Below are 25,219 nucleotides of genomic sequence, written 5' to 3'. Positions count from 1 at the left end.
GATTTTCAGCCTCGAACTGCAGAGTCGACAAATCTGTTGCAGAAGTGCCACCCGAAGATGCCGCGGACGCGGGTAGACTGTGCATCACAGCCATGGCGGCGGCAATGAGGACGGCACCGGTTAACCGAGCCGTTTTCCTTGGGTTCATGTCGTCTCCTTGGGTGCAGGGACCCGTGAGCTGGATGCAGGGCCAGCTCGCGGGCTTTCAAGGAATAGGTGCCGGGGTGGTCGACTCACCCCGGCACCTGTTCGAGCGTCACTCTTCCGGGTCACCCTCCGCAAGCGAGCGTATGAATCGGGTGCGCGTTACACAATGGCCCGAACAGGGTGAAACTGTGTTCCAAATCACACGTTTGTGATACGCGCTGTAATCACGCCTGGACAGAGCGCTTTACGGGGACTTCGGTGGCGCACTCGGCGTGTCGGACTGAACCGGATCAGTAGTCGATCCGGGCGGTGTCGATGGGCTGGACGAGCCCGAACCGGTCGTCGGGGGTGGCGTCGTCGTGGTCGGCGGCGGCGTGCGCGACGGAGTCGATGACGGCGTTTCAGTCACCGTGACAGTGGACGGCGGGGGCGTCTTTTGCGACGGAGTCGATTTTTGCTCGCCGTGTTCGGGCCGCTGCAGAACGCCACCAATCGTGGTCTTGCCGTCACCGGAAAGTGGTTCACCGCGCACCCATTCGATACCGGTGATCACAACCATGCCAAGAACGAATGCGACAAGCGCACCAGCGGTGAGTAATTGCCAGCGCACGCCCCGTATCGACTTCTCGGTTTTGTTGTCCGGCACGCCGGCATCGGACTTAACAACTCGGCTACGAACCCGGTCAATGGACCGCGCATATAGCTCAGCCGCGACGGTCGTCACGATAGCGCCAATTGCTGCGCCCAGTACCGTCCCGGCGACGCCGAGTGTCGAACCGAGGATCGCCGCGGTCACCGCCGCGAGCGCCGCGACGGCGATCTGACTGGGGTGGTACCCGCTCTTCTTCTCCTCACTCATCGTCCTGGTTGACGTGACGGGTCGCCGGATCGTTGCCCGAACGTGAGCACCGCCACCATTTGAGTCCATAATGGACAGTACGCACACCTGCCCTGAACAGGGCAGAATCAACAGCGTGGAACTGGTGACTATCGACGACATCAAAGCGGCGGCCGACCGGGTGCGCGACTTCGCGGTGCGGACACCGCTGCTACCGGCGACGTGGGCGGACCCCGACCGTCCACTGTGGATAAAGCCGGAGAACCTGCAGCCGATCGGCGCGTTCAAGATCCGCGGCGCCTTCAACACGCTTGCCCGCCTGGACGAACCCGTGCGCGCCCGCGGTGTCGTGGCGTACTCGAGCGGCAACCACGCGCAGGCCGTTGCCTACGCCGCACGGACGTACGGCATTCCCGCGTACATCGTCATGCCCGAGGACACCCCGTCGGTCAAGGTCGAGAAGACCCGGTCGTACGGCGCCGAGGTCGTGCTGTGCCCGGTCGGCAAGCGCGAGGAGTACGCCGACGACCTGGTCGAGAAGACCGGCGCGGTGCTGGTGCCGCCGTTCGACCACCCGGACGTGATCGCCGGTCAGGGCACAGCGGGCCTGGAGATCGCCTTCGACCTGCCGGACGTGGAGACCGTGCTGGTCCCGGTCAGCGGTGGCGGACTGGCCTCCGGCGTCGGCACGGCGATCAGGGCGCTGTGCCCGCACGCGCGCATCTACGGCGTCGAACCCGAACTGGCCGCGGACGCGACCGAGGGGCTGGCGGCCGGGCACCGGGTGGACTGGCCGGTGGCCGACCGCAACCGCACGATCGCCGACGGCCTGCGCTCCCAGCCGTCCGACCTGACGTTCGCGCACCTGCGGAAAGTGGTCGACGGCATGATCACGGTCACCGAAGACGAGATCCGCGAGGCCATGCGCGTGCTCGCGTACAAGTCGCACCTGGTGACCGAGCCCAGCGGCGCGACCGCGGTGGCCGCGTACCTCAAGGGTGCCGTCCCGGCCGGCCGGACCGCCGCGATCGTGTCCGGCGGGAACGTCAATCCACAGATGCTTCGGGAGATCCTGACGGCTTGATGTGCGTCGGCGGGCCCTCGACCCCGCAGTGCAGGCATTCACCGGGAGCCGGGGCCTCGTGCTCCGGTTCCGGTGTCCCGCCGAGGACGTCGTTGCGCACGCCCAGCGCCAGCAGCCCACCCACAGCGGCCAGCACCGCACAGATCGTCAACGACGTCCGCCAGGCGTCCGTGAGGGCGGCTGGGTCGGTGTAGGCGGCGCCGTTCAGGCCGGCCACGGCAGGCAGGACCGCGACCGCGAGCAGACCGCCCGTCCGTGCGATCGCGTTGTTCACGCCCGACGCAACACCCGCGTGCCTGTCCTCGGCCGCCGCGAGAACAGTCGCGGTCACGGGCGCGACCACGGTCGTCAGCCCAAGACCGAACACCACGACCGCGGGCAGAACCTCGGTGACGTACGACGCGCCCGGCCCGATCCGCATCATCAGGAGCATGCCGACGGCGATGACCAGCGGCCCGATCACGAGCTGGAGCCGCGGCCCGATCCGTTGCGCGAGCCGCCCGGACAACGACGAGGTCAGCAACATGATGACGGTGATGGGCAACCCGGCGACGCCCGCGGCGGTCGGCCCGTACCCCAACGACACCTGTAGTTGCAGGACCAGCAGCATCATCACGCCGCCGAGCGCGGTGTAGACCACGAACGTCAACCCGTTGGACAGCGTGAACGTGCGGTCCCGGAACATCTCCGGCGGAACGAGCGGATCGTGTGACTTGATTTGCAGCACAACGAAAGCAGTGAGTCCGGCGACCCCGAGAATCCCGGCGACCAGCACGATCGGGTCGGCACCGCGAACGGGGGCCTCGACCAGAGCGGCGGTCAGACCGGCCAGCCCGACCGCGCCGAGCGCGGAGCTGACGATGTCGGGGTGGCCCTGCATCTGCTCGTCCCGCGACTCGGGAACGTACTTGCGCGCCATCCACACGCAGACGACGGCGACGGGCAGGTTGATGAGGAAGGCCAGCCGCCACGACCAAGCCTGGACGAGCAAGCCACCGACCAAAGGGCCGACAGCGGCGGCGATTCCGCCCAAACCGGACCAGGCCCCGATGGCCCGCGCCCGGTCGGCACGGTCGAAAGAGGACTGGAGGATCGCCAGCGAGCCAGGGGTGAGCAGCGCGCCGCCGATGCCCTGCAGGATCCGCGCGGCGACCAGCAGCTCGGTGGTCGGCGCGATACCGCAGAGCAGGGAGGCCAGGCCGAACCACACGATGCCGAGGATGTAGACCTTGCGGCGGCCGTACCGGTCACCGAGAGACCCGGCGATGAGGATCAGCGAGGCGAGCGAGAGCAGGTAGCCGTCGAGGATCCACTGCAGACCGGCGACAGAAGCCTCGAGCTCCTTGCCGATCCGCGGCAGGGCGACGTTGACGACGGTGCCGTCGAGCATCGCCATCCCCGACGCCATGATGGTGGTGGCGAGGACACCACGAGCGACGGGCGTGCCCCAGCGGATGCTCATCGGTGTCCTCCCAGCCGCGACGGACCGTGCTGAACAGAGTATCCGCAGCTAGGTGTGGGCGCCGCCGTACAGGCAGTGAACAGTTCAGTGACCCAGCGCTGCCACGGCATCCGTCGTCAGGTGGTCGCTCTTCCTGACCGGACGCAACGTTGAGGCGATATCGCCGATCAAAGCCACCGACTCCGCCTGCTCATAAGCCAGTGCCCGGGATCTCCTGCCAGCCGAGTCTGCACGTCGCCACATCGCCCACATCGCCCAAGTAAAGGTCAGAGACCTTGTTCTCCGGCATCACGATGCTCGGTGACTCGCGGTAGTCCAAGATCGTGGACCTGCCACCGAGGCCGGAGTGCGCACCTGCGCCAACGGCAGGACACGAAGATCTACCGCGGGGTGGCGGACCACTTCCATCAGGTGGACCAACTGGCCATGCATGACCTCGGGCCCGCCGACGACTCCGTGCGATGCTGCCTCGTGCACATGGGAACCTGATACAGGGTCAGCAACTCAATCAACGCGTCGCGGCTCAGCCCGCGGCCCGTCGTCTCAATCCGCGAGATCGTAGCGAGCGACACCCATCAGGGCCGCGACCTGGCGGCGGGTCAGCTTCTTGGCATTCCGAAGGCGGCGCAACTCCGCCGTCGGGAATCTCATCCGGATATTGGTCCTGGGCACTCACACACCTTGTGCCCAGTCGACGGCTCTCCGCCACTACCCGATGGTGGACTTGTTCTCAGACCCGGCATCCTGAATCCACGCCCGGCGTCGCATGTGGATCACGTACGCCGCCAGTGCGTGAAACAGCAATCACCCGTTTGGACGGTTCAGGGTCGCGACGAACTTGTACCGGTCACCGCGATAGACCGAGCGCACCCACTCGACCGGCCTGCCGTCCGTGCCGAAGGAGTGCCGGGACAGCAACAACATCGGCATGCCCACGTCCGCGCCGAGCAGTTCCGACTCCTGCGGGCCCGCCAGCCCGGTCTCGATGGTCTCCTCGGCGTGCCCCAGTTCGACCCCGAACCTCTCCCGCAGCACCTGGTACAGCGAGCCGCCGCTGGTGATGTACCTGCGCAGACCCCGGAAGCGGCCGAGTGGCAGGTGGGTGGTCTCCAACGCCATCGGCTCGCCGTCGGCGAAGCGCAGGCGGTGCAGTCGCAGTATCTTCGCGCCCGCCCGGATTCCCAGCAGCCGGGCCAGTTCCGCCTCGACGGGCAGTTCGGAGACCTCGAGCAAACGTGAAGATGGTTCACGTCCTTGCGCTCTCATGTCCTCCGTGTAGGACGAAAGGTGCAGTCGCTGCGCCACTTTGGGCTCAGCCGCGAAGGTGCCCTTGCCCTGGACGCGCAGCAGCCTGCCCTCGACTGTCAGCTCGGCCAGCGCCTGGCGCACGGTGGTGCGCGAGACGTCGAACTCCGAGGCCAGCGAGCGCTCGGTAGGGATCGGCGAGCCCGGTGGCAACGCGCTCAGCAGATCAAGCAGATGCCGCTTCAAACCCCAGTACTTCGGCTCGCGCTGCAGGCGTGCTGCGGCCGCGGCGTCCGGTGTGGCGGCGGACGATGTCTCCAGCATGGCCTCCTCCTCAAGGCGTACCCCCACAGCATGCCCTGCCACCGGCTCAGATGCGATCAAACCCCACCCTGTTGCCCGTTGGAGTGACAAACTGGCACCACATCGTCTCACGTGGCGGTCAGGGTGGCCCGCCCATTACGATTGGTCTAGACCTACTACGGGAGGGGCCGGATGACCGACGAAACGCCCGGCAGGCACATGAGTGCCGAGATCGCTCAGCAGCCGGAGGTGTTCTCAGCGGTCACGGCAACGCGGCCGTCGATCGCCTCCGTCGGCGGGGTGATCGCCGAACGCGCGCCGCGCTTCGTACTGCTGGCCGCTCGCGGATCGAGCGACCACGCCGCGCTGTACGCGAAATACCTGACAGAAGTCCTGCTCGAACTGCCTGCCGGTCTGGTCTCCGCGTCGACGACGACGCTGTACAACGCCAAGCCGGACCTGCGCGACATCCTCTACGTCACCGTCAGCCAGAGCGGTGGTTCGCCGGACCTGATCGAGGCGACGGCCGCCGCACGCGACCGCGGCGCGCTCACCGTGGCCGTCACCAACAACCCGGAGTCCGAGCTCGCCGGGGCCGCGGAGTTGTCAGTCGATGTCAACGCGGGCGTCGAAAAAGCGGTCGCCGCTACCAAGACGTACACCGCGACGCTGCTCGCGCTCTACCTGTTGATCGACTCTGTCCGAGGTGGACGGGGTGAGAAAGCCGCCGCGCTGCCCGAACTGGCAGCGCAGGCGCTGTCCACGATCGACTCGCCGGTGGAGGAGGCAGTCGCCAGGTACCGGTTCGTCGAACGGATGGTGACGACCGGGCGCGGCTACTCGTCGGCCACCGCCGCGGAAGGCGCGTTGAAGCTCGCCGAGACCAGCTACCTCGCCGCCCGCGCCTACAGCGGCGCGGACCTGCTGCACGGCCCGGTCGCCGCGATCGACTCCGACACCGGCGTCGTCGCGGTCACCAGCGCGGGCCGTGGCGGCGAGGCGATGCGTGACGTCGTCGACACCGTGCGCCAGCGCGGCGCGGACGTGCTCGCCGTCGGTTCGGCCGCGGCTGACGTGCCTGCCAGCTCCCGGATCGTGCTGCCGGAAACCGCCGAGGAAGTCGCGCCGATCCTGGAAGTGCTGCCGTTGCAACGACTCGCGCTCGGGCTCTCACTCGCCCGCGGCGGGGACCCGGACAACCCCCGTGGCCTGTCCAAGGTCACCCGGACCCGATGACCCTCGTGAGTGGTTTGGCCGGTTCTAACCGGCCAAACCACTCACGAAGGCTGGCCTGCTGCCTCACGATGTGGCGGGAGCGTGGTGTCCGGCTCGGCGGTTTCCGCGTCGTAGACCAGCTTGCCCTCCACCCAGGCCTTGCTCGGCCTGAGCTCGTCGTCCCACAGGACGAGATCGGCCAGTGCGCCCGGCTCGATCCGGCCCAGTGCCGTCTCGCCGATCGTGTCGGCGGGCACGACCGTCGCGGCGCGGAACGCCGTGACCGGGTCGACCCCGATCGAGATGACGTTGCGGATCGCGCGGTCCAGCGTCAACGCGCTTCCGGCAATGGTTCCTTCGGCCGACCGCGGCACACCGTCGTCGGACAGCAGCACGTCCGCGCCGCCGAGCCGGTACACGCCCGGCGGCATTCCCGCCGCCGCCACCGCATCCGTGACCAGCGCGACCCGGTCGCCCGCGGCTTTGAAGACCAATCGGCACGCGTCGGCGCCGACGTGGGCCAGGTCGGCGATCAGGCCGAGGGTGTAGCGGTCGTCGACCAGCGCGACACCGGGCACGCCCGGTTCCCGGTGGCCGAGCCCGCGCTGCGCGTTGAACAGGTGCGTGATCATCTGCGCGCCGAGGTCCGCGGCTTTCGTGGTCTCCGCGCCGGTGGCGTCCGTGTGGCCGACGGCGACCAGCACACCCGCCTCGGTGAGCCGCTGGACCGCTTCGAAGCCGCCGGGCAGCTCGGGCGCCAGCGTGACCATCCGCAACGCGTCGCGCAGTTCGAGTACCGCTTCGATCCGTTCGGGGGTCGGCGCGACCATCAACGAGGGGTCGTGCACACCCGGCCGTTTGGGCGACAGGAATGGTCCTTCCAGGTGCACGCCAAGCGATCGGGCACCGTAACCGTTCACTGTGGACACCGCGGCGAGCACTGCCCGTGCCTGCTCGACGATGCGGTCGAGGTCCGCGGTGATCAGGGTCGGCAGGAACCTGGTGACGCCGGTCCTCGGCAGGTTGCGCACGATCCTGCGCATGCCATCGTTGTCGATCTCGGCGAAATCGGTGCCGAACGCACCGTTCACCTGTATGTCGACCAGACCGGGGGTGAGCAGGCCGCTCGCCACGTCGCCGTTCGCTGTTTCGGTGACATCGGCAATCCGGCCGTCCTCGATGCGGACGGAAACCGGGCCAGTGAAGCCGCGGCCGATCAGGGCCTTCTGCGCGGCGAGGACAGTACTCAAACTTCCCCTCCAATTGGTCCAGACCAGTGCTAGCGTATCGGCGAACAGTCCATCGAGTCTAGTTAATAATTGACGAGATTCCGAGCCTAAACGTGAGAAACCCGCTTCGCCGAGGGGGTAAGACGAAGCGGGCAGTGTGGATACTACTCCGAATGGAGCAGCAGTGAGCTACGTGGTCGGCGTGGACGCAGGCGGCACCGGCAGCAGGGCACTGGCCGTGGATCTGGAGGGCTTCCGGTTGGGCCGGGGTGCCTCCGGCGGTGCGAACCCCAACTCCCATCCGTACGACGTCGCCGCGGCCCGGATCGCCGAGGCGATCGCACTCGCCATCCGCGACCTCGACCCGGCGGACTGCAAGGCCTGCGTCGTCGGCATGGCCGGCTCGTCCAAGCTCAGCGACCCGGCCGTGAGCAAGGTGTTCCACGACACCTGGCGCGAACTCGGGCTCGGCTGCGAAGTGCGGGTGATCACCGACCAGGAGGCCGCGTTCGCGTCGATGACCGCCGAGCCGTCCGGCACGATCCTCGTGGCGGGCACCGGCTCGATCGCGTCGCGGATCGAAAACCACCGCGCCGCCCGGATCGTCGGCGGCATCGGCTGGCTGCTCGGCGACGAGGGCTCCGCGTACTGGATGGGCCGCGAAGCCGTCCGCACCGTGCTGAAACTGCTGGAGACGCACGTACCCACGGGCGAGCTGGCCAAGGCCGTGCTCACCGAAGCCCTCGGGACCACTGTCGGCAACCACCAGAAGCTCTGGTCCCAGCTGATCACCGCCGCCAACGCCGAGCAGCCGATCCGGCTCGCGCGGTTCGCGCCGTTCGTGTCCGCCGCACACGTGGCAGGCGACCCGGTGGCCACCGACATCGTCACGCGGACCGCCGACGTCCTCGCCGCAATGGTCGCGGACACCCGCGCCGGCGACGACGACCGCAGCCCGGTCGTGATGATCGGCAGCGTGGCCGGACCGGAGAGCCCCGTCGGCGTCCTGCTCCGCGAGCGGCTCGGCGACCTGCCGATCTACTTCTCGACCGAAGGGGCGACCGGCGCGGTCTGGCTCGCCGCGGTCGACGTGCTCGGCCCGTCGGCGCCCCGGCCGTCGGAGCTCGTCCGCGGGTGACGCAGACCCGGGTGGTCCTGGGGCAGTGAGCGGAACACAACCAGTCCGCTCACCGCGACCGTCGCCGCCACCAACGGCCACGACATCACGAACGTGACCACGCTCAGCGCGACGACCTCGCCCGCCCACCACAGCAGGCCCCAGACGATCACCCGGAGCGTGTACTGCAGCAGCACCCAGACCCAGCTCGCCCGTGAATAGGCCTTGAGCAGGTCCGGGTCCTTGCGCCACGCCGTCTTCTGCCCGATGACCACGCCGACGACGACGCCCAGCAGCGGCCAGCGGATCGCGATGCTCGCCGCCCACAGCAGCGCACTCGCCACGTTGGACATCAGCCGGAGCAGGAAGAAGTCCTCCGCCCGCCCGGTGTGCAGCGCGATCAGGGCCGCGGCGGCGACCAGCGCGACACTCACCACGAGATTGGTGATCCTGCCGCCCTTGATCAGGCGATACGCGCCGACGAGGACACTGGCACCCAGGGCCGCTGCCGCGCCGATCCCGATGTCCTGGCCCGTCGCCAGCCACCCGATGACGAAGGCCAACGGCGGAACGCTCGCGTCCAGCGCGCCACGGCGCCCACCGAGCACCTCACCGAGCGACTCCCGCTTGTTCACCCCTCCAGCCTGCCTTAGGCATGCCTAATTTTGTAGCGCACGGAGCAGCTCTTCGGAGATCCGGTGCGCCATCCTCGGGCCGTCGGCGGGAGTGAGCGTGAGCCACGCCTCACCGCCCTGAGCCGAACGGACGATGTTCATGAAGCGACCGGCGTCCGTGTCGAACCAGCCGATCCCCGGCAGCCGGTTGGTCCGGCCCTGGCGGTCGCGAACCGTGATGCCGAACTGACCGGCGCGCAGCACCGGGCGCTGCATCACGCCCTGCAGGCGCTGCAACGTCATCCGGTGCTCCGGATCGGGCCTGCGGTGGCTGCCGCCGCTGAGCATCTCGACCGGCAGCGTCATCGGCTGGCCCGGCCCCGGCTTCACCTGCGGCAGCACCTCCACGATGGACGACGCGAGCGCGGTCTCGCGGATCGGCGTGAAGCTGATCTTGAGATCACGCTGGATGACCAGCATGGCCTGCCGCCCGGTGGCCACGACCATGGCCTTGAGCGACTTGCGGTCCCGCATGTCCAGCATGGCGACGGCGTCGATGCAGATCGCCGGCCGGGCGAGCAGGGTGAGCGCGTCCTCCAGCTCGGGCTCGGGACGATGCCGCCGGGCAAGGCCGCGGGTCTCCAGGTCGGAGTACACCGCGGCCTTGATCCGCAGTCGTTCCTCGATGGTCTCGCCGTGCGACCGGACCTCGAGCGGGAAGGGGATGGACCCGAGCTTCAGGTCCTCCCACAACGCGTCGATGGCCGGCAGCGAAAGTTCACGGATCATCCGCCGATCACCGGAGGCGCGGTCATCTGGTCAGTACCGAACGTGGCATCGGGATCCGGCTCGACGAGGTACGACGGACGCTGGTGCTCCTCGTCGTCGCCGCCCTCACCGCGGGCGCCGCCGCCACCCATACCGCCGCCGCCCATGCCGCCACGAGCACCAGCCGCACCACCACGACCAGCGCCGCCCATGCCACCAGCACCCGGCCCACCGGCACCGGACCCAGGCGGGGCCGAACCAGCAGCGGAACCAGCGCCAGGACCAGCCCCGGACCCGGTGGGGCCGAACCCACCACCGGCCCGCGACCCACCGATACCACCGGCCCCACCACCACCGGATCCACCACCAGGCCCGAAACCACCACCCATCGGACCACCGAAGCCACCACCGATGTTCTGCCCACCGCCACCACCGAACGGCGGCTGGTTGCCGTTACCGAAGTTGGTGTTCGACGGCGGCGGAGGCGGCACGTAACCGGAAGTGCCCGTGTTGATCGACGGCGGCGGAACTTTGCCGCCGGGGAAGTTGTTCTGCCCGGTGTTGTTGTTCGGGCCGGTGTTGTTGTTCGGGCCGTTGGGGTTGCCGTTGAAGCCGGGGATGTTGCCCCCGTTGCCCCCGCCGTTGTTGCCCCCGCCGTTGCCGCCCTGGAAGTTGTTCTGGGCGCCCCCGATACCGCCCCGGCTGCCCGAGCCGGGCGGACGCGGCTGGAAACCACCGTTGCCCGGCATCTTCGGGTCACCAGGACCCGGGTTGTTGATCTCACCGCTGGCGAAGGTCGGCGGCGGCTCGAACGGCGGGATCGACGCGGCAGCCGCGGCCAGCGTGGCGTCACGCTGCGCGACGACCTGGATCGCCTCCTGGTGGGCCTGCTGCTGAGCCTGGTGCTGCTGCTGCATCGCCCCCGGCAGCTTGATCAAGTCGATCAGGCCGCCCTTGGCGGCGTCGACGATCATCTTCTCCGGGTTGTAGTCCACCGGCGGAGGCATCGAGTTCTTGGCAGTCCCCACTGCCTCACCCTGCTGCACGAACGCGTCACTGGCCTTGTTGACGCCGTCCCCGGTCTTGCGGCTCCACTCGGCCACCTTCTTCAGCTGCGAACGCATGGCGTTCGCAGCCTGGCCCTTCCAGCCCTCCTCGGACCCGAAGACCGCGATCATCAGGCCTTCGGCAGCTTCGTTGAAGCCCCGGCCCATTTCCTTCCAGGACTGCGCCATTCCCTCAGCGTCAGCAGCCTGACCCGAGTCGGTCCACCCCTTCAGGGACGCATGACTCTGACCTGCGATGTTCTGGTTGGGACGTGGTACCTGAGGTCCCCCACCACCCATGTCACCCACCCCTTACGGCAGCTTTGAATCCATCACTTTGGCGATCTCGAGCGCCTGCGGGCACATCTGTGCCCCGGGCGCGTTGTCAACCGACGACACGACGTTGAAAGCGCTCACGGTGTCAGTCAGCTCCAGGACGATCGAACACCCTCGGAAGCCACCGCCGTCAACAGTCTGAACGGCTTTGCGTTTCGGGAGCGTGACAGCGTCGCCCGTGAACTCGGCCAGCTTTTTGTTGGCAAACGAGATACCGACGATGAACTTCCCAGAGGCGGTCCACTTGCATTCCGGTATCCCAAAGTTGCCTGTCCTGGCCTTACCCGGGGTGGCCAGCCCAAACTTCGCCGCATCGGCGTCGGGAAGTAGCGAACAAGGGTCGATCTTGTCGGCACTCGCGGTCTCACTGGGCGCTTTGGTCGTCGGACGCTGCGTCGTACCATCAGGCGTCTCCTCGACGGACGCGGTGGGAGTTCCCGGCTCTTCCTTGGAACAACCAGCCAGAACAGTCAACGCCATGCATCCCGCCACGACCAGGCCTAGCTTGGCGCGTGAGCCCATCAAGATCACAGTCCTCCTCCAGCGCCGTCGACACGTTTACTGTTGCCGCCGTCCGACCTGGTGTAGTTGTCGATGCTCCTACTGACCGCCGCTTTGAGCTGGATCAACTGGTCGTTGAACTGGTCCAGGAGCTTGCCGGGCCCCTCCTGGTTCACCTGCATGTTGAAGGTGGCGACATCCGTGGCGTATCCGCCACCCAAACGCTGCTGCTGAAATCCGGTGAAACCGGTCATTTTCATCTCGGCGACCTGGTCCTGGATCTTGGTGAGCTGTTTCACGACTTCGTTGGCCACGTCCGGTGAGATCGCGAACGCGCCCGCGTTGGCCGCGGCCATCATGTCGTTCACAGTGCTGAAGATCCCGCCCAGCCAGCCACCACCCCCGTCTGGGTGCTGGGCGTTCCAGTCGTCCATCTTCTCGCTCGCACGCTGCGAGCGCGGATCGACCGGTTGCTGCGAACCGTCCGGCATCGTGTCCCCCATTTAGGCGTACCTTCTCCAACCCCGCATGGTAACTGTGATGCGAGAATCGCGTGATCGGTTCCCACATGCACATGGAGTCGTGATGGGACAGTGACCTTATACATTGTGTGACTACAATGTTGCTTTTCGCAACCGACGGTGGCGTAGGTTGGTGTCCATTAGGCATCCTGACCGTTAGTTGCGGGTTACAACGGCCTTCGGGAGGGATGGCGTGGGTTGGGGCAGCTGGATCGCAGTCGGGGACAGTTTCACCGAAGGACTGAACGACGGCGACGAAGACGGGGGCTTTCGGGGCTGGGCGGACCGCCTGGCCGAACTGATGGGTGAGCGGGATCCGGGCTTCCGGTACGCCAACCTCGCGGTTCGCGGCAAGATGATGGACGAGATCATCAACGAGCAGGTACCGCTGGCCATCGCGGCCAACGCCGAGCTCGTCACTTTCTGTGCGGGCGGCAACGACCTGATCGTGCCGGGCAGTGACGCCGACGAGCTGGCCGCGCGGATCGAGCAGGCCATTGTGGATATGCGGGCGGCCGGGATCGACGTGCTGATCTTCGCCGGTCCCGATCCCAAGGCGATGCCGATGGTGCGGCGGGTCCGGGCGAAGGTGGCGATCTACAACGAGCACCTGCACGCGATCGCGGACCGGCACGGGGCGATGATCGTCGACCTGTGGGCCATGCACGTGCTCGGGGACGCGCGGGCGTGGAGTGACGACCGGCTGCACTTCTCGCCGGAGGGGCACCGGCGGATCGCGTTGCGGACGGCCGAGGTGCTCGGCATCCCCACCGACGCCGACTGGCGTGAGCCGTGGCCGCCGCAGGAGCACAGCGCGTCCTGGCTCAAGCTGCGCAAGGCTGATCTGGACTGGACGCGTGTGCACCTTGTTCCCTGGGTCAAGCGGCAGCTGCGCGGCGAGTCCACGGGGGACGGTGTGACGCCGAAGCGCCCCGAGCTGCTACCGCTCGGGGACATGTCCGACTGCCAGAAGAGTTGAGCAGCCCGGCCGGCACTCCCCCTCGGCGTGCCGGCCGCCCCCGGTGGCGCCGCGGGTAGCCTGCCAGTTCGGCGAACAACGTCACTAACCGTGCGCTAAACGCCGTCGATCAAATCCCGCATTTCTTCCGCCTTGGTCGAGTTGACCTGCGCGTACAGTTCGGCGGACCGCTCCCATTGTTGCCGTGCAGCAGTTTCGCCGTGTCGCAGCGAAAGCACGGAGCCGAGGATCTCGCGGCTGACCGCCTCGGCGAACACCGTGCCGGAGAGCGAGACGGCGGTCCGGGCGTGGCGTTCCGCGGCTTGTTCGTCGCCCATTTCCGCGTGCACCAAGGCTAGTTGGCCGACTGCGAACACCGCGAGTCCGGGTTCTCCGGAATCTCGGTGCAGTTCGACCGCTTTCTCGTATCCCGCAACGGCTTCGGGGTACTTCTTGAGTCCGAAGTGGGCGGATGCGAGCGCTTCCTCACCGAGCACCGCCAGCCGGGGATCGCCGAGCTCCGCCGCGAGCTCCACGATTCGCGTGGCGTCGGCAAGGGTTTCCGCCGCGCGGCCGAACTGCGCGTGCAGGACGCACAGGCTGTGCCGCGACCACGCCTCGCCTTCGAGGTCACCGGCGTCAACCGCACTGGACAATCCTTTGTGGACGATCTGGTGCCACGGCTGCCACAGCGGGCGCACCACCCGGAAGTCGTGGGCCATGCGGGCGAGTCGCCACACGTCGCCCGCGGCCGCGACGTCCAGCACGGCCACCAGGTTGGCCCACTCCCGCTCGAACCACCGCACCGCCTGGACAACCGTCCCGATGTCCGAGTTGTCCGCTTTTCCCGATGGGTACGCGACCGGCCCGAGCAACCGCCGGGCGGCGTCGGCGGCGTTGACGTAGTACGTGACAAGCCGGTCGAGAGCAGCCGCGCGCTCCTCCCCGGCGGGCGCGAGTTCCTTGGCGTGTAATCGAACGAGCTCGTGCATGACGAACACGTCCCGGCTGGTCTCCGACACGAGGAAGGCGTCGGCCAGCTCACGCAGCCCCCGCCGGGCCGCGGTCACGTCCACCGACTGCAGCGCGGCCATCGCGGCCGGGCTCACCGACGAGCCGGGCACCAGCCCGAGCAAGCGGTAGGCGTCGGGCTCGGCGAGACGGCGATACGTCAGGTCGAACGCGGCACGCACGCTCGTGTCGGCGTGCTCGGCCGCCAGCGCGGCCAGGCGGGTGCTTTCGTCACCGAGTTCGGCGATCAGCTCGTCGGCGATCCAGTCCTGGCGCGCGGCGAGACGGGCACCGACGACGCGCAGCGCGAGCGGCAGGCCACAGGCCGGTGCGGCGAGGCGCTCGAGCCTGGACCTGTCCATTCGGCCTGGTCCGACGATCGAGTCGATGACCCGGATCGAGTCGGCGGCCGGAAGCGGTGGCAGGTCGAGCAATCGGGCCCCGCTGCGGGCGACCATCCCTTCCAGGCGGACCCGGCTGGTGATCAACACGAGCGCACGCGACCCGCCCGGCAGCAACAACCGGACCTGCGCGGAATCCCGCGCGTCGTCGAGCAGCACGAGCACGCGCCGGTGCGCGAGCAGCGAACGGTAGAGCGCCGCGCGGTCGTCGGTGTCGGCGGGGACCTCGTTGGCCGGGACTCCGAGCGTCAGCAGGAACTGCGTCAGGACGTCACCGGGCTCCAGCGGCCCGTGTGTGGCGTGGAAGCCGCGCAGCCCGGCGAAGAGCTGGCCGTCGGGGAACTCGTGCCCGACCATCCGGCCCCACAGCGTGGCCAGTGCGGTCTTGCCGATCCCCGCGGGCCCGCTGAGCACACCGATCGGGGTGGCCTCGCCGTGGTCCTCGGCGAGCAGTTGGTCGAGCCACACCAGTTCCTCGTCCCGGCCGTGGAATCCGGCGGGCGTCGGCGGCAGCTGCGCGGGCACGAGCACCCCGACCTTCGGCGGCACGAGCGGTGCGGACGCGGGCAGCAGCAAAGTGGAGTCGTCGTTGAGCACGCGCTCGTGCAGTTCACGCAGCGCCGGGCCTGGATCGATCCCGAGGTCCTCCGCCGCGCGGCGGGCAAACCGTTGGTACGCCTCAAGAGCGTCCGCGCGCCTGCCGGTGCGGTACAACGCCAGCAGTAGATGCGCGATCATCTGTTCCCGGAACGGGTACGCCTCGGCGAGCGTCGCCAGCTCGCCGATCAGCTCGGCGTGCCTGCCGAGTTCGAGGTCCGCCTCGACCCGCGCCTCCAGGACGGCGAACCGCAGGTCGTCCAGTTCCGGCGCGCTGATCCGCGGCGACACGTCGGCGAGCACCGGGCCACGCCACAACCCGAGCGCCTCGCGCAGCATTTCCGCGCGGCGGACCGGGTGTTCGTGTCTCGCGCGGTTGAGCAGCCGGGTGGCACGGGTGACGTCGATCAGGTCCCCGTCGACGATCAGCTGGTACCCGGGCAACTGCGTGTCGATCCAGACCGATCCGGTGGGATCGACCAGTCGCAGCTGTCTGCGCAGCCGCGAGACGTAGTTCTGCACGATGGTCCGCGCGGTCAGTGGCGGGTCCTCGCCCCACAGACCGTCGAGGATGTCCTCGACTGGAACAACTTCGTTGGGGCGTAACAGAAGCATTGCCAGCAGGCCGCGCACTCCCGGGCCGCCGAGCGCCACCGGTTCGCCGTTGACCACCGCTTGCACCGGTCCGAGCACGCCGAACCGGATGACGGCATGGTCGTCTTCGCCAGTCTCCCCCGTACTCACGTCACCCTCCCCCGGGTTCCTGACTATCCGTGACCAAGGTAAGTCGTCACAGGGGGGTTAAGTAAAGGTTTACTCAATATTCGACCGGAAGGTCCATACACAAGTCGGCCCCTTGCCGCCCGGTCCCGATCCGGTTGGCAAGGGGCCACACTCACACGGCCTGATCACGTGTTTCGCCGACCCCACCCCGAGTGGGGGACCGGCTCACTCGTGACCGTCATCCGGCTGAGCGAGATCCGTACGCGAACAAGGTAACAGAGCGCATGTGATCCATCACACCCGGGTCGACCGTGCCAATGGGGTGAAATCGCGTGCCGCGATGAAGGTCGGCCGCGGCGCCGGCGCCGCGTACGGCTCCTGCAAGGTGTTCTCGACGCTGTTGAACACCACGAAAATGTTCGACCGGGGGAACGGCGTGATGTTGTTCCCCGACCCGTGCATGATGTTGGCGTCGAACCAGAGCGCCGATCCGGCCTCGCCGGTGAACTGGTCGATGCCGTGCTTGGCGGCCAGCCGGGTGATGTTCTCCCGGCTGGGGACGCCGATCTCCTGCTCCTTCAACGACTCCCGGTAGTGGTTGGCCGGCGTCTCGCCGATGCACGGCACGAACGTCCGGTGCGAGCCCGGCATGACCATCAGGCCGCCGTTGAACGGGTAGTTGTCGGTCAGCGCCAGCGACATGCTGACCGCGCGGGGTGCGGGCATGCCGTCCTCGGCGTGCCAGGTCTCGAAGTCCGAGTGCCAGTAGAACCCCTTGCCCTTGAAGCCGGGCATGAAGTTGACCCGGCTCTGGTGCACGTAGACCTCGGAGCCGAGCAGCTGCCGGGCCCGGTCGAGGATGCGCGGGTCCCTGATCAGTTCGGCGATCAGCGGGCTGATCCTGTGCACCTCGAAGATCGAGCGGATCTCCTGCGACTCCTTCTCGATGACCGTGCGCTCGTCGCCGCGCAGCCCCGGCTCGCCCGTCAGCCGTACGAGCTCCTGCCAGTACGTCTGGACCTCGTGTTTGCTGAGCACGGCTTCGTCGATCGAGTAGCCCTTGGCCTCGTGTGACGCGAGCGTCGCGGTGTCGACCGGGCCTTGCCTGTCCGTCCACACCGTCGGGTCGGTCCGGTCGATCAGGCCAGGCTCGCCGATCACCCGGGTGGGGTACCGGTCAACTTCTCGAGTGCTGGTCAGAGTCATTGCGCTCCTTCCACGATCAGGGGATAGACACCGTCGTCGTCATGGACTTCGCGGCCGGTCACGGGCGGGTTGAACACGCAGACCGTGCGCATCAGCGTGCGTGGCCGCAGTTGGTGGCGTTCGTGGCCGTTGAGCAGGTACAGCGAGCCGGGCGCGAGGGAGTGGACCTCGCCGGTCTCCTTGTCCTCCAGCTCACCTTCACCTTCGACGACGAAGACGGCCTCGACGTGGTTGGCGTACCAGAAGTCGTTGACAGTTCCCGCGTACAGCGTTGTCTCGTGCACGGAGAAGCCGACCTGCTCGCCCGCGAGGATGATTCTCTTGCTGCGCCAGTTCGGGGTCTGCACGTCCCGGTCGGTGTCGGTGACCTCGTGCGTCGTGCGGACGATCACGCCAGTGCTCCCTTCACGGACTGCGCGACGACGGCGAGGCCCTGCTCCAGCTCGTCGTCGGTGATGGTCAGCGGCGGCATCAGCTTGACGACCTCGCCGTCCGGGCCCGAGGTCTCCATCAGCAGACCGCGTTCGAAGGCCGCCTGGCACACGCGGTCGGCGAACGCCGGGTCCTCGAACTGCAGGCCCCTTGCCAGGCCGCGGCCCTTCGCGCGCATCGGCACCTTGTCCGAATAGGACTCGACGAGCCCGGTCAGCGCGCGGCCGACCTGCTCGCCCTTGGCCAGGGTGCTCTTCTCCAGCTTGTCGTCCTGCCAGTAGACCTTCAGCGCCTCGGTCGCGGCGACGAAGGCCGGGTTGACGCCGCGGAAGGTCCCGTTGTGCTCGCCGGGCTCCCACACGTCCAGCTCCGGCTTGAACAACGTCAGCGCGAGCGGGAGTCCGTACCCGCCAATGGATTTCGACAGGCAGACGATGTCGGGCCGGATCCCGGCGAGCTCGAAGCTGAAGAACGGCCCGGTGCGGCCGCAGCCCATCTGGACGTCGTCGACGATCAGCAGGATGCCGTGCCGCTGGCACAGCTCGGCCAAGCCCCGCAGCCACTCGACGCGCGCGGCGTTGATACCGCCCTCGCCCTGGACGGTTTCGACGATCACCGCCGCCGGTTCGTTCAGCCCGCTGCCGCTGTCTTCGAGCAGCTTCTCGAAGAAGAGGAAGTCCGGGGTCTGGCCGTCGAAGTAGTTGTCGTACGGCATGGGCGTGGCGTGCACGAGCGGGATTCCCGCGCCGCCGCGTTTCATCGAGTTGCCCGTCACGGACAACGCGCCGAGCGTCATGCCGTGGAAGGCGTTGGTGAAGTTGATGATCGATTCGCGGCCGGTCACCTTGCGCGCCAGCTTCAGCGCCGCCTCGACGGCGTTGGCACCGGCCGGGCCGGGGAACATCACCTTGTAGTCGAGCTCGCGCGGCTTGAGCACGATGTCCTGAATGGACTCGAGCAGGTCGCGCTTTGCCCTGGTGTTCATGTCGAGCGAGTGCGTGACGCCGTCGGCGAGCATGTAGTCGATCACGGCCCGCTTCAGCTGCGGGTTGTTGTGGCCGTAGTTGAGTGCGCCCGCACCGGCGAAGAAGTCCAGGTACCCCTTCCCGGACTCGTCGTACAGCACGCTGCCGACGGCCTTGTCGAAGGTGGTCGGCCAGCCACGGCAGTAGCTGCGTACCTCTGATTCGAGTGTCTCGAAGATGTTCACAGTTCTCCGCGTGTTCGAGGGGTCTGGGACGGCGCGCTGCCGGACAGGAACGGACCGATCCGGAAGAGGAACTCGGGCGCGTGGTCGTCGGGGAACTGTTCGGCGCTGAACAGCTGGTTGCCGGTGAGGCCGGTGCCCCAGCGCGTGGCGAGTGCCCGGAACATCGCGATGGACGCGTCGTTGTCCGAAGTGACCGTTGCCTCGAGGTGTCTCGCGCCGGTGCGGCGCACCAGGTTGTCGAGCAGGGTCGCCGCGAATCCTCTGCCGCGGTGCGCCTCGGCGATCGCGATCTGCCAAATGACCAGTGTGTCGGGCTGATTGGGGCGCAGATACCCGGTGACGAAGCCGATCACCTCGTCATCGACGCGGATGACCGCGGAGGTACCGGCGAAATCTCTGCACCACAGCAAGTAGGAGTACGAAGAGTTCAGGTCGAGCGAGCGCGAATCCCGCGCCAGCCGCCACATTCCCGCACCGTCCGATGTGGACGGGACATCGACTACCGCCTGGCCGAAGGTTTTTCCGGACATGCCAGAGGAACGTAACAGAGCTGTTTCGCCCGGTCAGCCAGCCGGATCCGGTTCGGGTGCCTGCACCTGGGGGAACGCGAAAAGCCCTGTGTCGATCAAGACAGAGAGTTGATCAGCGCGTGCGCGCCTGCATAGCGTTCGCGCGCACGCGCGTTGCCGGAACGTCAGCCCGCTACACGTGACGGCCGCCACAAGTCGAGTCCCGACTCGACGGCGAACTTGTCGATCTCGGCCAGCTCGTCCGCCGTGAACGGCGCCGAGTCCAGCGCGGCGAGGTTCTCCTCCAGCTGCTCGACCGAGCTCACGCCGATCAGCGCCGAGGTGACCCTCGGGTCACGCAGCACCCAGGCCAGCGCCAGCTGCGAGAGCTTCTGCCCGCGCCGCTGAGCGATCCCGTTCAAGCCGCGGACGCGGTCGAGATTCTCCTCCGAGAGGTGCTCCTGGTGCAACGAACCCTGCTGCGTGGCGCGCGATCCCTCCGGCACCCCGTTGAGGTACTTGTCGGTCAACAACCCCTGGCCGAGCGGGGAGAACGCGATGCAGCCCGCGCCGGCCTCGTCGAGGGTGTCCAGCAGCTCCGGCTCGATCCAGCGGTTGAGCAGGGAGTACGACGGCTGGTGGATCAGCAGCGGCACGCTGGCCTGCTTGAGCAGTTCGGCGGCTTCCTTGGTCTTGGCAGGCGAGTAGGAGGAGATGCCGACGTACAGCGCCTTGCCCTGCTGCACCGCGCTGACCAGCGCGCCGATCGTCTCGTCCAGCGGCGTGTCCGGGTCGAACCGGTGCGAGTAGAAGATGTCGACGTAGTCGAGGCCCATCCGGCCGAGCGACTGGTCGAGCGAAGCGAGCAGGTACTTGCGCGAGCCGAGGTCGCCGTACGGTCCCGGCCACATGTCGTAGCCGGCCTTGGTCGAGATCAGCAGTTCGTCGCGGTAGGGCCGCAGGTCGTCGCGCAGGATCCGGCCGAAGTTCTCCTCGGCCGAGCCGTACGGCGGGCCGTAGTTGTTGGCCAGGTCGAAGTGGGTCACGCCGAGGTCGAAGGCGCGCCTGGCGATCTGCCTGCCCAGCTCGTACGGGCGGGCGCCGCCGAAGTTCTGCCACAGGCCCAGTGAGATCAAGGGCAGTTTGAGACCGCTGCGCCCGCTGCGCCGGAATTCCGCTTTGTCGTATCGCCGCTCGTCGGCTTGGTACACCACGGTCGAGATCGTAGGTCAAAACCGACGAAGGCGAGGTGGCCTGTGGGCCACCCCGACTTCACCCGCCGATGTACCCGCGCTGCGCCGTGGCCCTGTGCCGCCCTCGGACGACAACTTCGGACACCTCATCGGCACGGACCACGTACGGCCGCGCTTGCACTCCGCCGGAGTCCCACCTCGGCACGATCGGACGCGCGTACATGTCGATCGAGTCCGAGCACCCGGGCAGCCACAACCACCCGTACCCCTTGAACTCCTTCTCCCGCACGGCGAGCCTGCGGAACTGGTCGGTGCGCAGCGACGTGTGCCCCGCCTCGACCACCGAGCGGTAGACCAGTTCCGACAGCATCACCGCGAGATTGGCCTCGGGCCACTGCGCCATCACTCCCCGCAGCGGTTTCGAGTCGAGCAACCTGCTCACCACCACCGCGTCCCGGCACGGGTATCCGTTGGGGCCGTTGACAACCACGCCGTGGTGCACGGCCATCCGCAGTCGCAGCCGCGCCCACGGCAGCACATCCTCGTTGTGCTGGCGCAGTTCGGCCTCCAGCCGCCGGGTGAACCCGTCGACGATCATCGGTTCGGGTTCGTCGTGGGGAAGGATGGCGAGTTCCGCGTCGCCTTGCTGCTGACGGGCCCACCGGGCCCGGTCGAGCCCCATGGCGGCGGCGGCGCGGTCGAGCGACCGCAGCAGGATCTCCTGCCATTTCTGCTGGCGCTGTTCCGGCGCGGCGCCGTACCCACGAATATCAACTCCGACGTAGAGCGACCGCCGGAAGCCGGTATCTGCCATACAAATAGACCCTTCGAGGACGGATCCGAGGGATGGAGGTGCTCTGCGTAAGCATGCAGTAGGTCGTCCGGATGAAAGCAGCACTGGTACGGGTTCGGCGGCATTCAACCACGCAACCAAGTCCATTTGGGCCAACTTTTTAACAGTACAGGGGTCACACTATTTCGGCGCGGAGTCGCAAACGGGGCATATCAAGGACAGCGATGCCGCGGTAGCGTCCACTGACCAGGCCCTCCTGCTGAAATGTCCGAATTATCTTCTCGGCGGTCGACAGTTTGATACCGGCGATCGACGCGAGCTCTTCCCGCGTCAATGGAACGGTCAGATCCCAATGACCGGCCGCTCTCGTGCCATATGCCTCGTAAAGATCGACGAGAACGCGTGCGACTCGCACGTTCGCCGGGCGGCCGTGCTCGATTCTCCGGCGATCGGCCCACCGCAACCGTTCGCTCAACATCGTGGCGACCTCGATGGCGGCGTCCGGCCGCCGGGCGAGGAAGTTGCGCAACTCGGCCTTCGTCATCCGCTTGTAGAAAATGTCGGTACAGGCGATCACGGTCGCCGATCTCGGCCCCACATCCAGTGCGGCCATCTCGCCGACGAGATCACCGCCGACCCTGATCGCGAGCAGTGCGCGCTCCCCCGCCGGGTCCGTGGCCTGCACCTTCACCGATCCGTGCAGCAACAGCAGTGCCGAAGAATCGGCCTCGCCCTGGTTGATGATTGTCACACCGGCTGGTCTGCTTTCCGAAACGCCAACCGCGAGGAAATCCTCTCTCGTCCGTTCCGTCAGCCGCCCGAGCAGGCTGGCCTGTGGGTACGGCAGTGCCCCACCGGCCACTCTTCTTGGAATGATCTTTCCCACCTCGCCGATTGTCGAGTCCGCCTCGAATACGACTACCGGACCATCGACGCGTTTCCGCGAACGCGGCAATAGTGGCATACGGATAAGGCGGCTCAGTTGGCCAGGTGCTCGACCAGGAAAACCTGCAGCTCGCCGACGGCGAAGCCGAGCACGGCACCGACCGTGATCAGCATCCATTCGTCCTGCTTGAAGGCCGGACGGATCAGTTCCTCGAACTCTTCGGCGGTCAGCTCTTGCATCTTCTGGACGAGTGTGTTCCGGATATCCATCGCCTCTTCGGCGTAGTCCTCGATGAACGAGAGCGTCTCGGGCATCCGGCGCATGACCTTTTCGGCGGCGCTGTGTTTGAGCTCCTGGTAGCGCCTGCTGCCGACGGTGAGGGCGACGAGCGGGCGCGCCAGGCGCGTCTGCCGGTCCAGCGATCTGGTGATGTGCCGTTCGACCACGACGAACAGGCGATCGGCCAGCGGGCCGCGCAGCACGGCCTGCAGGACGTTGTCCGGCGTGATGATCTCCTTGGCGATCAGTGCGCCGTAGTCGGCCGCGACCTCCTTGCGGCGCTTGAGGAACAGCCCCTGCCACGTGAACAGGCCGAAGTAGCGCCTCGGCTCACGCGGGCTGAAGATCATCCTCAGCGCCAGCCAGTCGGTGAACCAGCCGGTCAGTCCGCCGAAGATCGGCATGATCCACGGCGATTTCAACGTCGCCCACGCGAACATCTGCACGAGCCCGATGACGAACCCGAACACGATGCCGGACCTGGCGATGAACTGGAACTCCTTGCGGCCGGCTTCGAGGAAGATCCGGTTGAGCAGTTCCTTGTCCTTGACCAGGTTCTGCACCACCATGCCCTTGAGGTCGAACACGGAGTCCACATCGGACTGGATGGTGGCCAGGATGCCCTTGATGACCTTGGGCGCCTCGGCCTGGATCCGCCGCACGATCAGATCCTGCACCTGCTGCGGCAGCGACTCCCACAGCGCGGGCTGGTACTCCTCGGCGATCTCCCGCGTGATCTCCTCGACCGCTTCCAGCAGCGGTCTCTCCAGTTCCTTGGCGATCCGGCCGGGGTCGAGCCGCCGCACGACCTCGCCTGCGGTGATCAGCCGGTCGGTCATGGTGTCGCACGCGATCGCGGCCATCCTGGCGGCCTTGCGCGGCACGATGCCCTGCCAGCCGAGCAACGGCCGGATGCCGCGGAACTCGATCGGCCGGAACATCATCCGGATGGCGACGATCTTCGTGACGTACCCGATCAGCGCGGCGATCACCGGCATCGAGGCGTAGACCAGCCAGTTGCGCTGGAAGTCGGCGAGGATCTCGCTGATCATCGCGGCTGCGCCGCGTCCCAGAACAAGGTGCCCAGCGCGGACAGCCGCAGCGTCCGCCGTACGTAGCGCGGGGTGAGCTTGTGCACGGTCCGGACCGCGGTCTCGGCAGCGCGCACCCGGTCGTCGGTCAGCAGGATGTCGTACTGCGTGGACAGGGCGGGGTTGTCCGGGCCGACGGTGACCACGCCGAGGCCGATCAGCCGCGTGACGTACTCGGGCACGAGGTCCGGCAACATCACCCCGGCCGCACGTCCCACCGACGACGCGTTGCGCAGCACGATCCGCTGCGGCCCGCCCAGCGCCGGGCGGCCTGCCACGTGCACGAGGGCGTACACCGTGTCGTCGCTGAGGGCGGCGAGGATCCTGGCCTCGTCGGGTACGAGCTGGCGGACGATCGCCATGAACAGGTGGTGACGGCCCTGCTCGCGGTCCAGTTCGGCGGACAGCCGCAGCAGGTCCGCCATGGCCGAGCGGACCGGGTCCACTTCGCCGTCGACCACCGTGGGGCCGGCCTCGATCAGCGGGCCGGTGAACGTGCCTTCCTCGTCGAGGCGTTTGCGGAACTGCTCGAGCACGGCCTTCTCGGCTTTCCGGAACTGGCGCTGGGCGGCTTCGCCACCGGGCAGGCGCCCCGCCGCCTGCCAGCTCGTTCTGGCCAGCCAGCCCGCGACTTTGCCCGCCTGCGCCACCACCCGGTCGACCGGGTCCTGCTCGTCAGCCACGACGCCTCCCGCCTCCAGCGGCCACGTGTATCACGCGTCCCCGCTGGTCAGGGCATGATACTCAGCGCGACCGCGGTAACGGCCAAGATCCGCCGTGATGTCGGTCGCGGTATCCCGGCACTGCCGCGGTCCCCGTCGCGACCACCGCGACTCGCTCACCTGGATGAGCGATCGGATTCCCCGCCGGGGCACCCGACTATGATGTTTTGCATAGTAGGCTTGCGGGATGGCCCGCGATGTCCGCAAGACGATGATCCGCAGCGCTGCCCTGCTGTTCAGGGAGCACGGGATCGCCGGAACGTCGCTCGCCGACGTCCTCGAGCACAGCGGCGCGCCGCGTGGCTCGATCTACCACCACTTCCCCGGCGGGAAGAACCAGCTCGCCGCCGAGGCCACCGTGTGGGCGGGCAGCCTGGTGACCCGGATGCTGGTCGAGGCGGGCGGCCCGCTCGAGGTGGTCGGTGCCCTGTTCGGGTTCTGGCGCACGGAGCTGACCATGCATCCGCAGTCGGGCTGCCCGGTGCTGGCCGCCGCACTGGCCGAGGCCGAGTCCGGCGACGCGTACCAAGCCGCCCGCGAGGTGTTCGGCACGTGGGAGCGGGCGATCGCGGATCTGCTGGTCGGGCGCGGTGTCGCCGAGGAGCGCGCGGTCTCGGCGGCGACCCTGCTGATCGCCGCGACCGAAGGGGCGGTCGTGCTGGCCAGGGCCAAGGGTGACCTGCGCGCGCTCGACCGGGTCGAACGGGAGATGACCAGGACGATCGGGCACCTGCTGGTCGATTCGGCTTGACGCGGCCCGCTGCCAGCCGATTATGATGCTT

25 protein-coding genes are annotated in these 25,219 nt (G+C 67.7%); 5 read left to right on the top strand and 20 right to left on the bottom strand.

Annotated elements, in window-relative coordinates:
* Positions 1 to 391: 391 nt before the first annotated feature.
* Positions 392 to 1,006, bottom strand: a complete 615-nt coding sequence (locus tag AOZ06_RS55785) for a hypothetical protein (RefSeq protein ID WP_157232769.1) — start codon at positions 1,004 to 1,006, stop codon at positions 392 to 394.
* Between the two features lie 115 nt (positions 1,007 to 1,121).
* Here AOZ06_RS55785 and AOZ06_RS02590 point away from each other — a divergent pair, with 115 nt between their 5' ends.
* Positions 1,122 to 2,069: a threonine ammonia-lyase gene (locus AOZ06_RS02590; RefSeq protein WP_054296373.1), complete on the top strand. Its 948-nt coding sequence runs from the start codon at positions 1,122 to 1,124 to the stop codon at positions 2,067 to 2,069.
* On the opposite strand, the gene AOZ06_RS02585 is transcribed toward AOZ06_RS02590, so the two are convergent.
* From AOZ06_RS02585 to AOZ06_RS02580, 3 genes are all read right to left on the bottom strand, one after another.
* Positions 2,032 to 3,531 carry an MFS transporter gene (locus AOZ06_RS02585; RefSeq protein ID WP_054287931.1) on the bottom strand — a complete coding sequence of 500 codons (1,500 nt, stop codon included), beginning with the start codon at positions 3,529 to 3,531 and terminating at the stop codon, positions 2,032 to 2,034. The two genes, AOZ06_RS02590 and AOZ06_RS02585, sit on opposite strands and share 38 nt — an antisense overlap.
* Before the next feature lie 288 nt (positions 3,532 to 3,819).
* Complete coding sequence (locus AOZ06_RS61880) at positions 3,820 to 4,008, bottom strand: Scr1 family TA system antitoxin-like transcriptional regulator (protein WP_417999930.1); 189 nt, start codon at positions 4,006 to 4,008, stop codon at positions 3,820 to 3,822.
* 327 nt (positions 4,009 to 4,335) lie between these two features.
* Complete coding sequence (locus AOZ06_RS02580; RefSeq protein WP_054287930.1) at positions 4,336 to 5,100, bottom strand: GntR family transcriptional regulator; 765 nt, start codon at positions 5,098 to 5,100, stop codon at positions 4,336 to 4,338.
* Between the two features lie 171 nt (positions 5,101 to 5,271).
* Between AOZ06_RS02580 and AOZ06_RS02575 the strand changes: the two genes are divergently transcribed.
* Positions 5,272 to 6,315 (top strand): SIS domain-containing protein, encoded by a 1,044-nt coding sequence (locus tag AOZ06_RS02575; RefSeq protein WP_054287929.1) that lies wholly within the window; start codon positions 5,272 to 5,274, stop codon positions 6,313 to 6,315.
* Positions 6,316 to 6,356: 41 nt separating this feature from the next.
* Here the strand turns inward: AOZ06_RS02575 and nagA are convergent, their stop codons facing one another.
* Complete coding sequence (gene nagA / locus AOZ06_RS02570) at positions 6,357 to 7,544, bottom strand: N-acetylglucosamine-6-phosphate deacetylase (protein ID WP_054287928.1); 1,188 nt, start codon at positions 7,542 to 7,544, stop codon at positions 6,357 to 6,359.
* Positions 7,545 to 7,707: 163 nt separating this feature from the next.
* On the opposite strand from nagA, the gene AOZ06_RS02565 reads away from it, so the two are divergent.
* Positions 7,708 to 8,661: an N-acetylglucosamine kinase gene (locus AOZ06_RS02565; RefSeq protein ID WP_054287927.1), complete on the top strand. Its 954-nt coding sequence runs from the start codon at positions 7,708 to 7,710 to the stop codon at positions 8,659 to 8,661.
* Here AOZ06_RS02565 and AOZ06_RS02560 read toward each other — a convergent pair.
* The 5 genes from AOZ06_RS02560 to AOZ06_RS02540 form a co-directional block, all read right to left on the bottom strand.
* Positions 8,562 to 9,275: a DUF3159 domain-containing protein gene (locus tag AOZ06_RS02560; RefSeq protein WP_083471465.1), complete on the bottom strand. Its 714-nt coding sequence runs from the start codon at positions 9,273 to 9,275 to the stop codon at positions 8,562 to 8,564. The two genes, AOZ06_RS02565 and AOZ06_RS02560, sit on opposite strands and share 100 nt — an antisense overlap.
* A 24-nt stretch (positions 9,276 to 9,299) precedes the next feature.
* The gene (locus AOZ06_RS02555) at positions 9,300 to 10,043 is read right to left on the bottom strand and encodes an ESX secretion-associated protein EspG (protein WP_054287926.1); all 744 of its coding nucleotides are present in this window, start codon (positions 10,041 to 10,043) and stop codon (positions 9,300 to 9,302) included.
* Entirely contained in the window at positions 10,040 to 11,257 is a 1,218-nt protein-coding gene (locus tag AOZ06_RS02550) for a PPE domain-containing protein (RefSeq protein ID WP_054287925.1), read from the bottom strand. The genes AOZ06_RS02555 and AOZ06_RS02550 overlap by 4 nt, the downstream gene beginning before the upstream one ends.
* Before the next feature lie 123 nt (positions 11,258 to 11,380).
* Positions 11,381 to 11,926 (bottom strand): DUF3558 domain-containing protein, encoded by a 546-nt coding sequence (locus tag AOZ06_RS02545; protein WP_225954235.1) that lies wholly within the window; start codon positions 11,924 to 11,926, stop codon positions 11,381 to 11,383.
* A gap of 5 nt (positions 11,927 to 11,931) precedes the next feature.
* Positions 11,932 to 12,408 (bottom strand): hypothetical protein, encoded by a 477-nt coding sequence (locus AOZ06_RS02540; RefSeq protein WP_054287923.1) that lies wholly within the window; start codon positions 12,406 to 12,408, stop codon positions 11,932 to 11,934.
* Between the two features lie 211 nt (positions 12,409 to 12,619).
* Between AOZ06_RS02540 and AOZ06_RS02535 the strand changes: the two genes are divergently transcribed.
* Positions 12,620 to 13,405, top strand: a complete 786-nt coding sequence (locus AOZ06_RS02535; protein WP_054287922.1) for an SGNH/GDSL hydrolase family protein — start codon at positions 12,620 to 12,622, stop codon at positions 13,403 to 13,405.
* A 95-nt stretch (positions 13,406 to 13,500) separates the two neighbouring features.
* Here AOZ06_RS02535 and AOZ06_RS02530 read toward each other — a convergent pair whose 3' ends face one another.
* From AOZ06_RS02530 to AOZ06_RS02485, 10 genes are all read right to left on the bottom strand, one after another.
* A complete protein-coding gene (locus AOZ06_RS02530; RefSeq protein ID WP_054287921.1) occupies positions 13,501 to 16,137 on the bottom strand; it encodes an AfsR/SARP family transcriptional regulator in 2,637 nt (878 codons plus the stop codon).
* A gap of 273 nt (positions 16,138 to 16,410) precedes the next feature.
* A complete protein-coding gene (thpD, locus tag AOZ06_RS02525) occupies positions 16,411 to 17,322 on the bottom strand; it encodes an ectoine hydroxylase (protein WP_054287920.1) in 912 nt (303 codons plus the stop codon).
* Positions 17,319 to 17,714: an ectoine synthase gene (locus AOZ06_RS02520; protein WP_054287919.1), complete on the bottom strand. Its 396-nt coding sequence runs from the start codon at positions 17,712 to 17,714 to the stop codon at positions 17,319 to 17,321. The genes thpD and AOZ06_RS02520 overlap by 4 nt, the downstream gene beginning before the upstream one ends.
* Entirely contained in the window at positions 17,711 to 18,964 is a 1,254-nt protein-coding gene (ectB, locus tag AOZ06_RS02515; RefSeq protein ID WP_054287918.1) for a diaminobutyrate--2-oxoglutarate transaminase, read from the bottom strand. The genes AOZ06_RS02520 and ectB overlap by 4 nt, the downstream gene beginning before the upstream one ends.
* A complete protein-coding gene (ectA, locus tag AOZ06_RS02510; RefSeq protein ID WP_054287917.1) occupies positions 18,961 to 19,494 on the bottom strand; it encodes a diaminobutyrate acetyltransferase in 534 nt (177 codons plus the stop codon). The genes ectB and ectA overlap by 4 nt, the downstream gene beginning before the upstream one ends.
* A 164-nt stretch (positions 19,495 to 19,658) precedes the next feature.
* On the bottom strand, positions 19,659 to 20,687 hold the full coding sequence (mgrA, locus tag AOZ06_RS02505; protein ID WP_179950803.1) for an L-glyceraldehyde 3-phosphate reductase: 1,029 nt from the start codon (positions 20,685 to 20,687) through the stop codon (positions 19,659 to 19,661).
* Between the two features lie 58 nt (positions 20,688 to 20,745).
* Entirely contained in the window at positions 20,746 to 21,480 is a 735-nt protein-coding gene (locus tag AOZ06_RS02500) for a hypothetical protein (RefSeq protein WP_054287915.1), read from the bottom strand.
* Positions 21,481 to 21,634: 154 nt separating this feature from the next.
* Positions 21,635 to 22,210 carry a Crp/Fnr family transcriptional regulator gene (locus AOZ06_RS57560; RefSeq protein WP_054287914.1) on the bottom strand — a complete coding sequence of 192 codons (576 nt, stop codon included), beginning with the start codon at positions 22,208 to 22,210 and terminating at the stop codon, positions 21,635 to 21,637.
* A gap of 227 nt (positions 22,211 to 22,437) precedes the next feature.
* A complete protein-coding gene (locus AOZ06_RS02490; protein ID WP_054287913.1) occupies positions 22,438 to 23,676 on the bottom strand; it encodes a DUF445 family protein in 1,239 nt (412 codons plus the stop codon).
* On the bottom strand, positions 23,673 to 24,398 hold the full coding sequence (locus AOZ06_RS02485; protein ID WP_054287912.1) for an Abi-alpha family protein: 726 nt from the start codon (positions 24,396 to 24,398) through the stop codon (positions 23,673 to 23,675). The genes AOZ06_RS02490 and AOZ06_RS02485 overlap by 4 nt, the downstream gene beginning before the upstream one ends.
* A 226-nt stretch (positions 24,399 to 24,624) precedes the next feature.
* On the opposite strand from AOZ06_RS02485, the gene AOZ06_RS02480 reads away from it, so the two are divergent.
* Entirely contained in the window at positions 24,625 to 25,188 is a 564-nt protein-coding gene (locus tag AOZ06_RS02480; protein ID WP_218921922.1) for a TetR/AcrR family transcriptional regulator, read from the top strand.
* The last annotated feature ends 31 nt before the right edge of the window (positions 25,189 to 25,219 follow it).

Origin of the sequence: Kibdelosporangium phytohabitans (assembly GCF_001302585.1) — a bacterium.
Classification (GTDB): Bacteria; Actinomycetota; Actinomycetes; order Mycobacteriales; family Pseudonocardiaceae; genus Kibdelosporangium; species Kibdelosporangium phytohabitans.
This window is presented reverse-complemented; position numbering and strand designations above follow the sequence as displayed.

Excerpts from the sequence above, each read along its gene's own strand:
- AOZ06_RS55785 (WP_157232769.1), bottom strand. The coding sequence starts at position 1,006 with ATGAGTGAGGAGAAGAAGAGCGGGTACCACCCCAGTCAGATCGCCGTC.
- AOZ06_RS02585 (WP_054287931.1), bottom strand. The coding sequence starts at position 3,531 with ATGAGCATCCGCTGGGGCACGCCCGTCGCTCGTGGTGTCCTCGCCACC.
- AOZ06_RS02580 (WP_054287930.1), bottom strand. The coding sequence starts at position 5,100 with ATGCTGGAGACATCGTCCGCCGCCACACCGGACGCCGCGGCCGCAGCA.
- AOZ06_RS02575 (WP_054287929.1), top strand. The coding sequence starts at position 5,272 with ATGACCGACGAAACGCCCGGCAGGCACATGAGTGCCGAGATCGCTCAG.
- AOZ06_RS02555 (WP_054287926.1), bottom strand. The coding sequence starts at position 10,043 with ATGATCCGTGAACTTTCGCTGCCGGCCATCGACGCGTTGTGGGAGGAC.
- AOZ06_RS02550 (WP_054287925.1), bottom strand. The coding sequence starts at position 11,257 with ATGGCGCAGTCCTGGAAGGAAATGGGCCGGGGCTTCAACGAAGCTGCC.
- AOZ06_RS02545 (WP_225954235.1), bottom strand. The coding sequence starts at position 11,926 with ATGGGCTCACGCGCCAAGCTAGGCCTGGTCGTGGCGGGATGCATGGCG.
- AOZ06_RS02540 (WP_054287923.1), bottom strand. The coding sequence starts at position 12,408 with ATGGGGGACACGATGCCGGACGGTTCGCAGCAACCGGTCGATCCGCGC.
- thpD (WP_054287920.1), bottom strand. The coding sequence starts at position 17,322 with ATGACTCTGACCAGCACTCGAGAAGTTGACCGGTACCCCACCCGGGTG.
- ectA (WP_054287917.1), bottom strand. The coding sequence starts at position 19,494 with ATGTCCGGAAAAACCTTCGGCCAGGCGGTAGTCGATGTCCCGTCCACA.
- AOZ06_RS02500 (WP_054287915.1), bottom strand. The coding sequence starts at position 21,480 with ATGGCAGATACCGGCTTCCGGCGGTCGCTCTACGTCGGAGTTGATATT.
- AOZ06_RS02490 (WP_054287913.1), bottom strand. The coding sequence starts at position 23,676 with ATGATCAGCGAGATCCTCGCCGACTTCCAGCGCAACTGGCTGGTCTAC.
- AOZ06_RS02480 (WP_218921922.1), top strand. The coding sequence starts at position 24,625 with ATGGCCCGCGATGTCCGCAAGACGATGATCCGCAGCGCTGCCCTGCTG.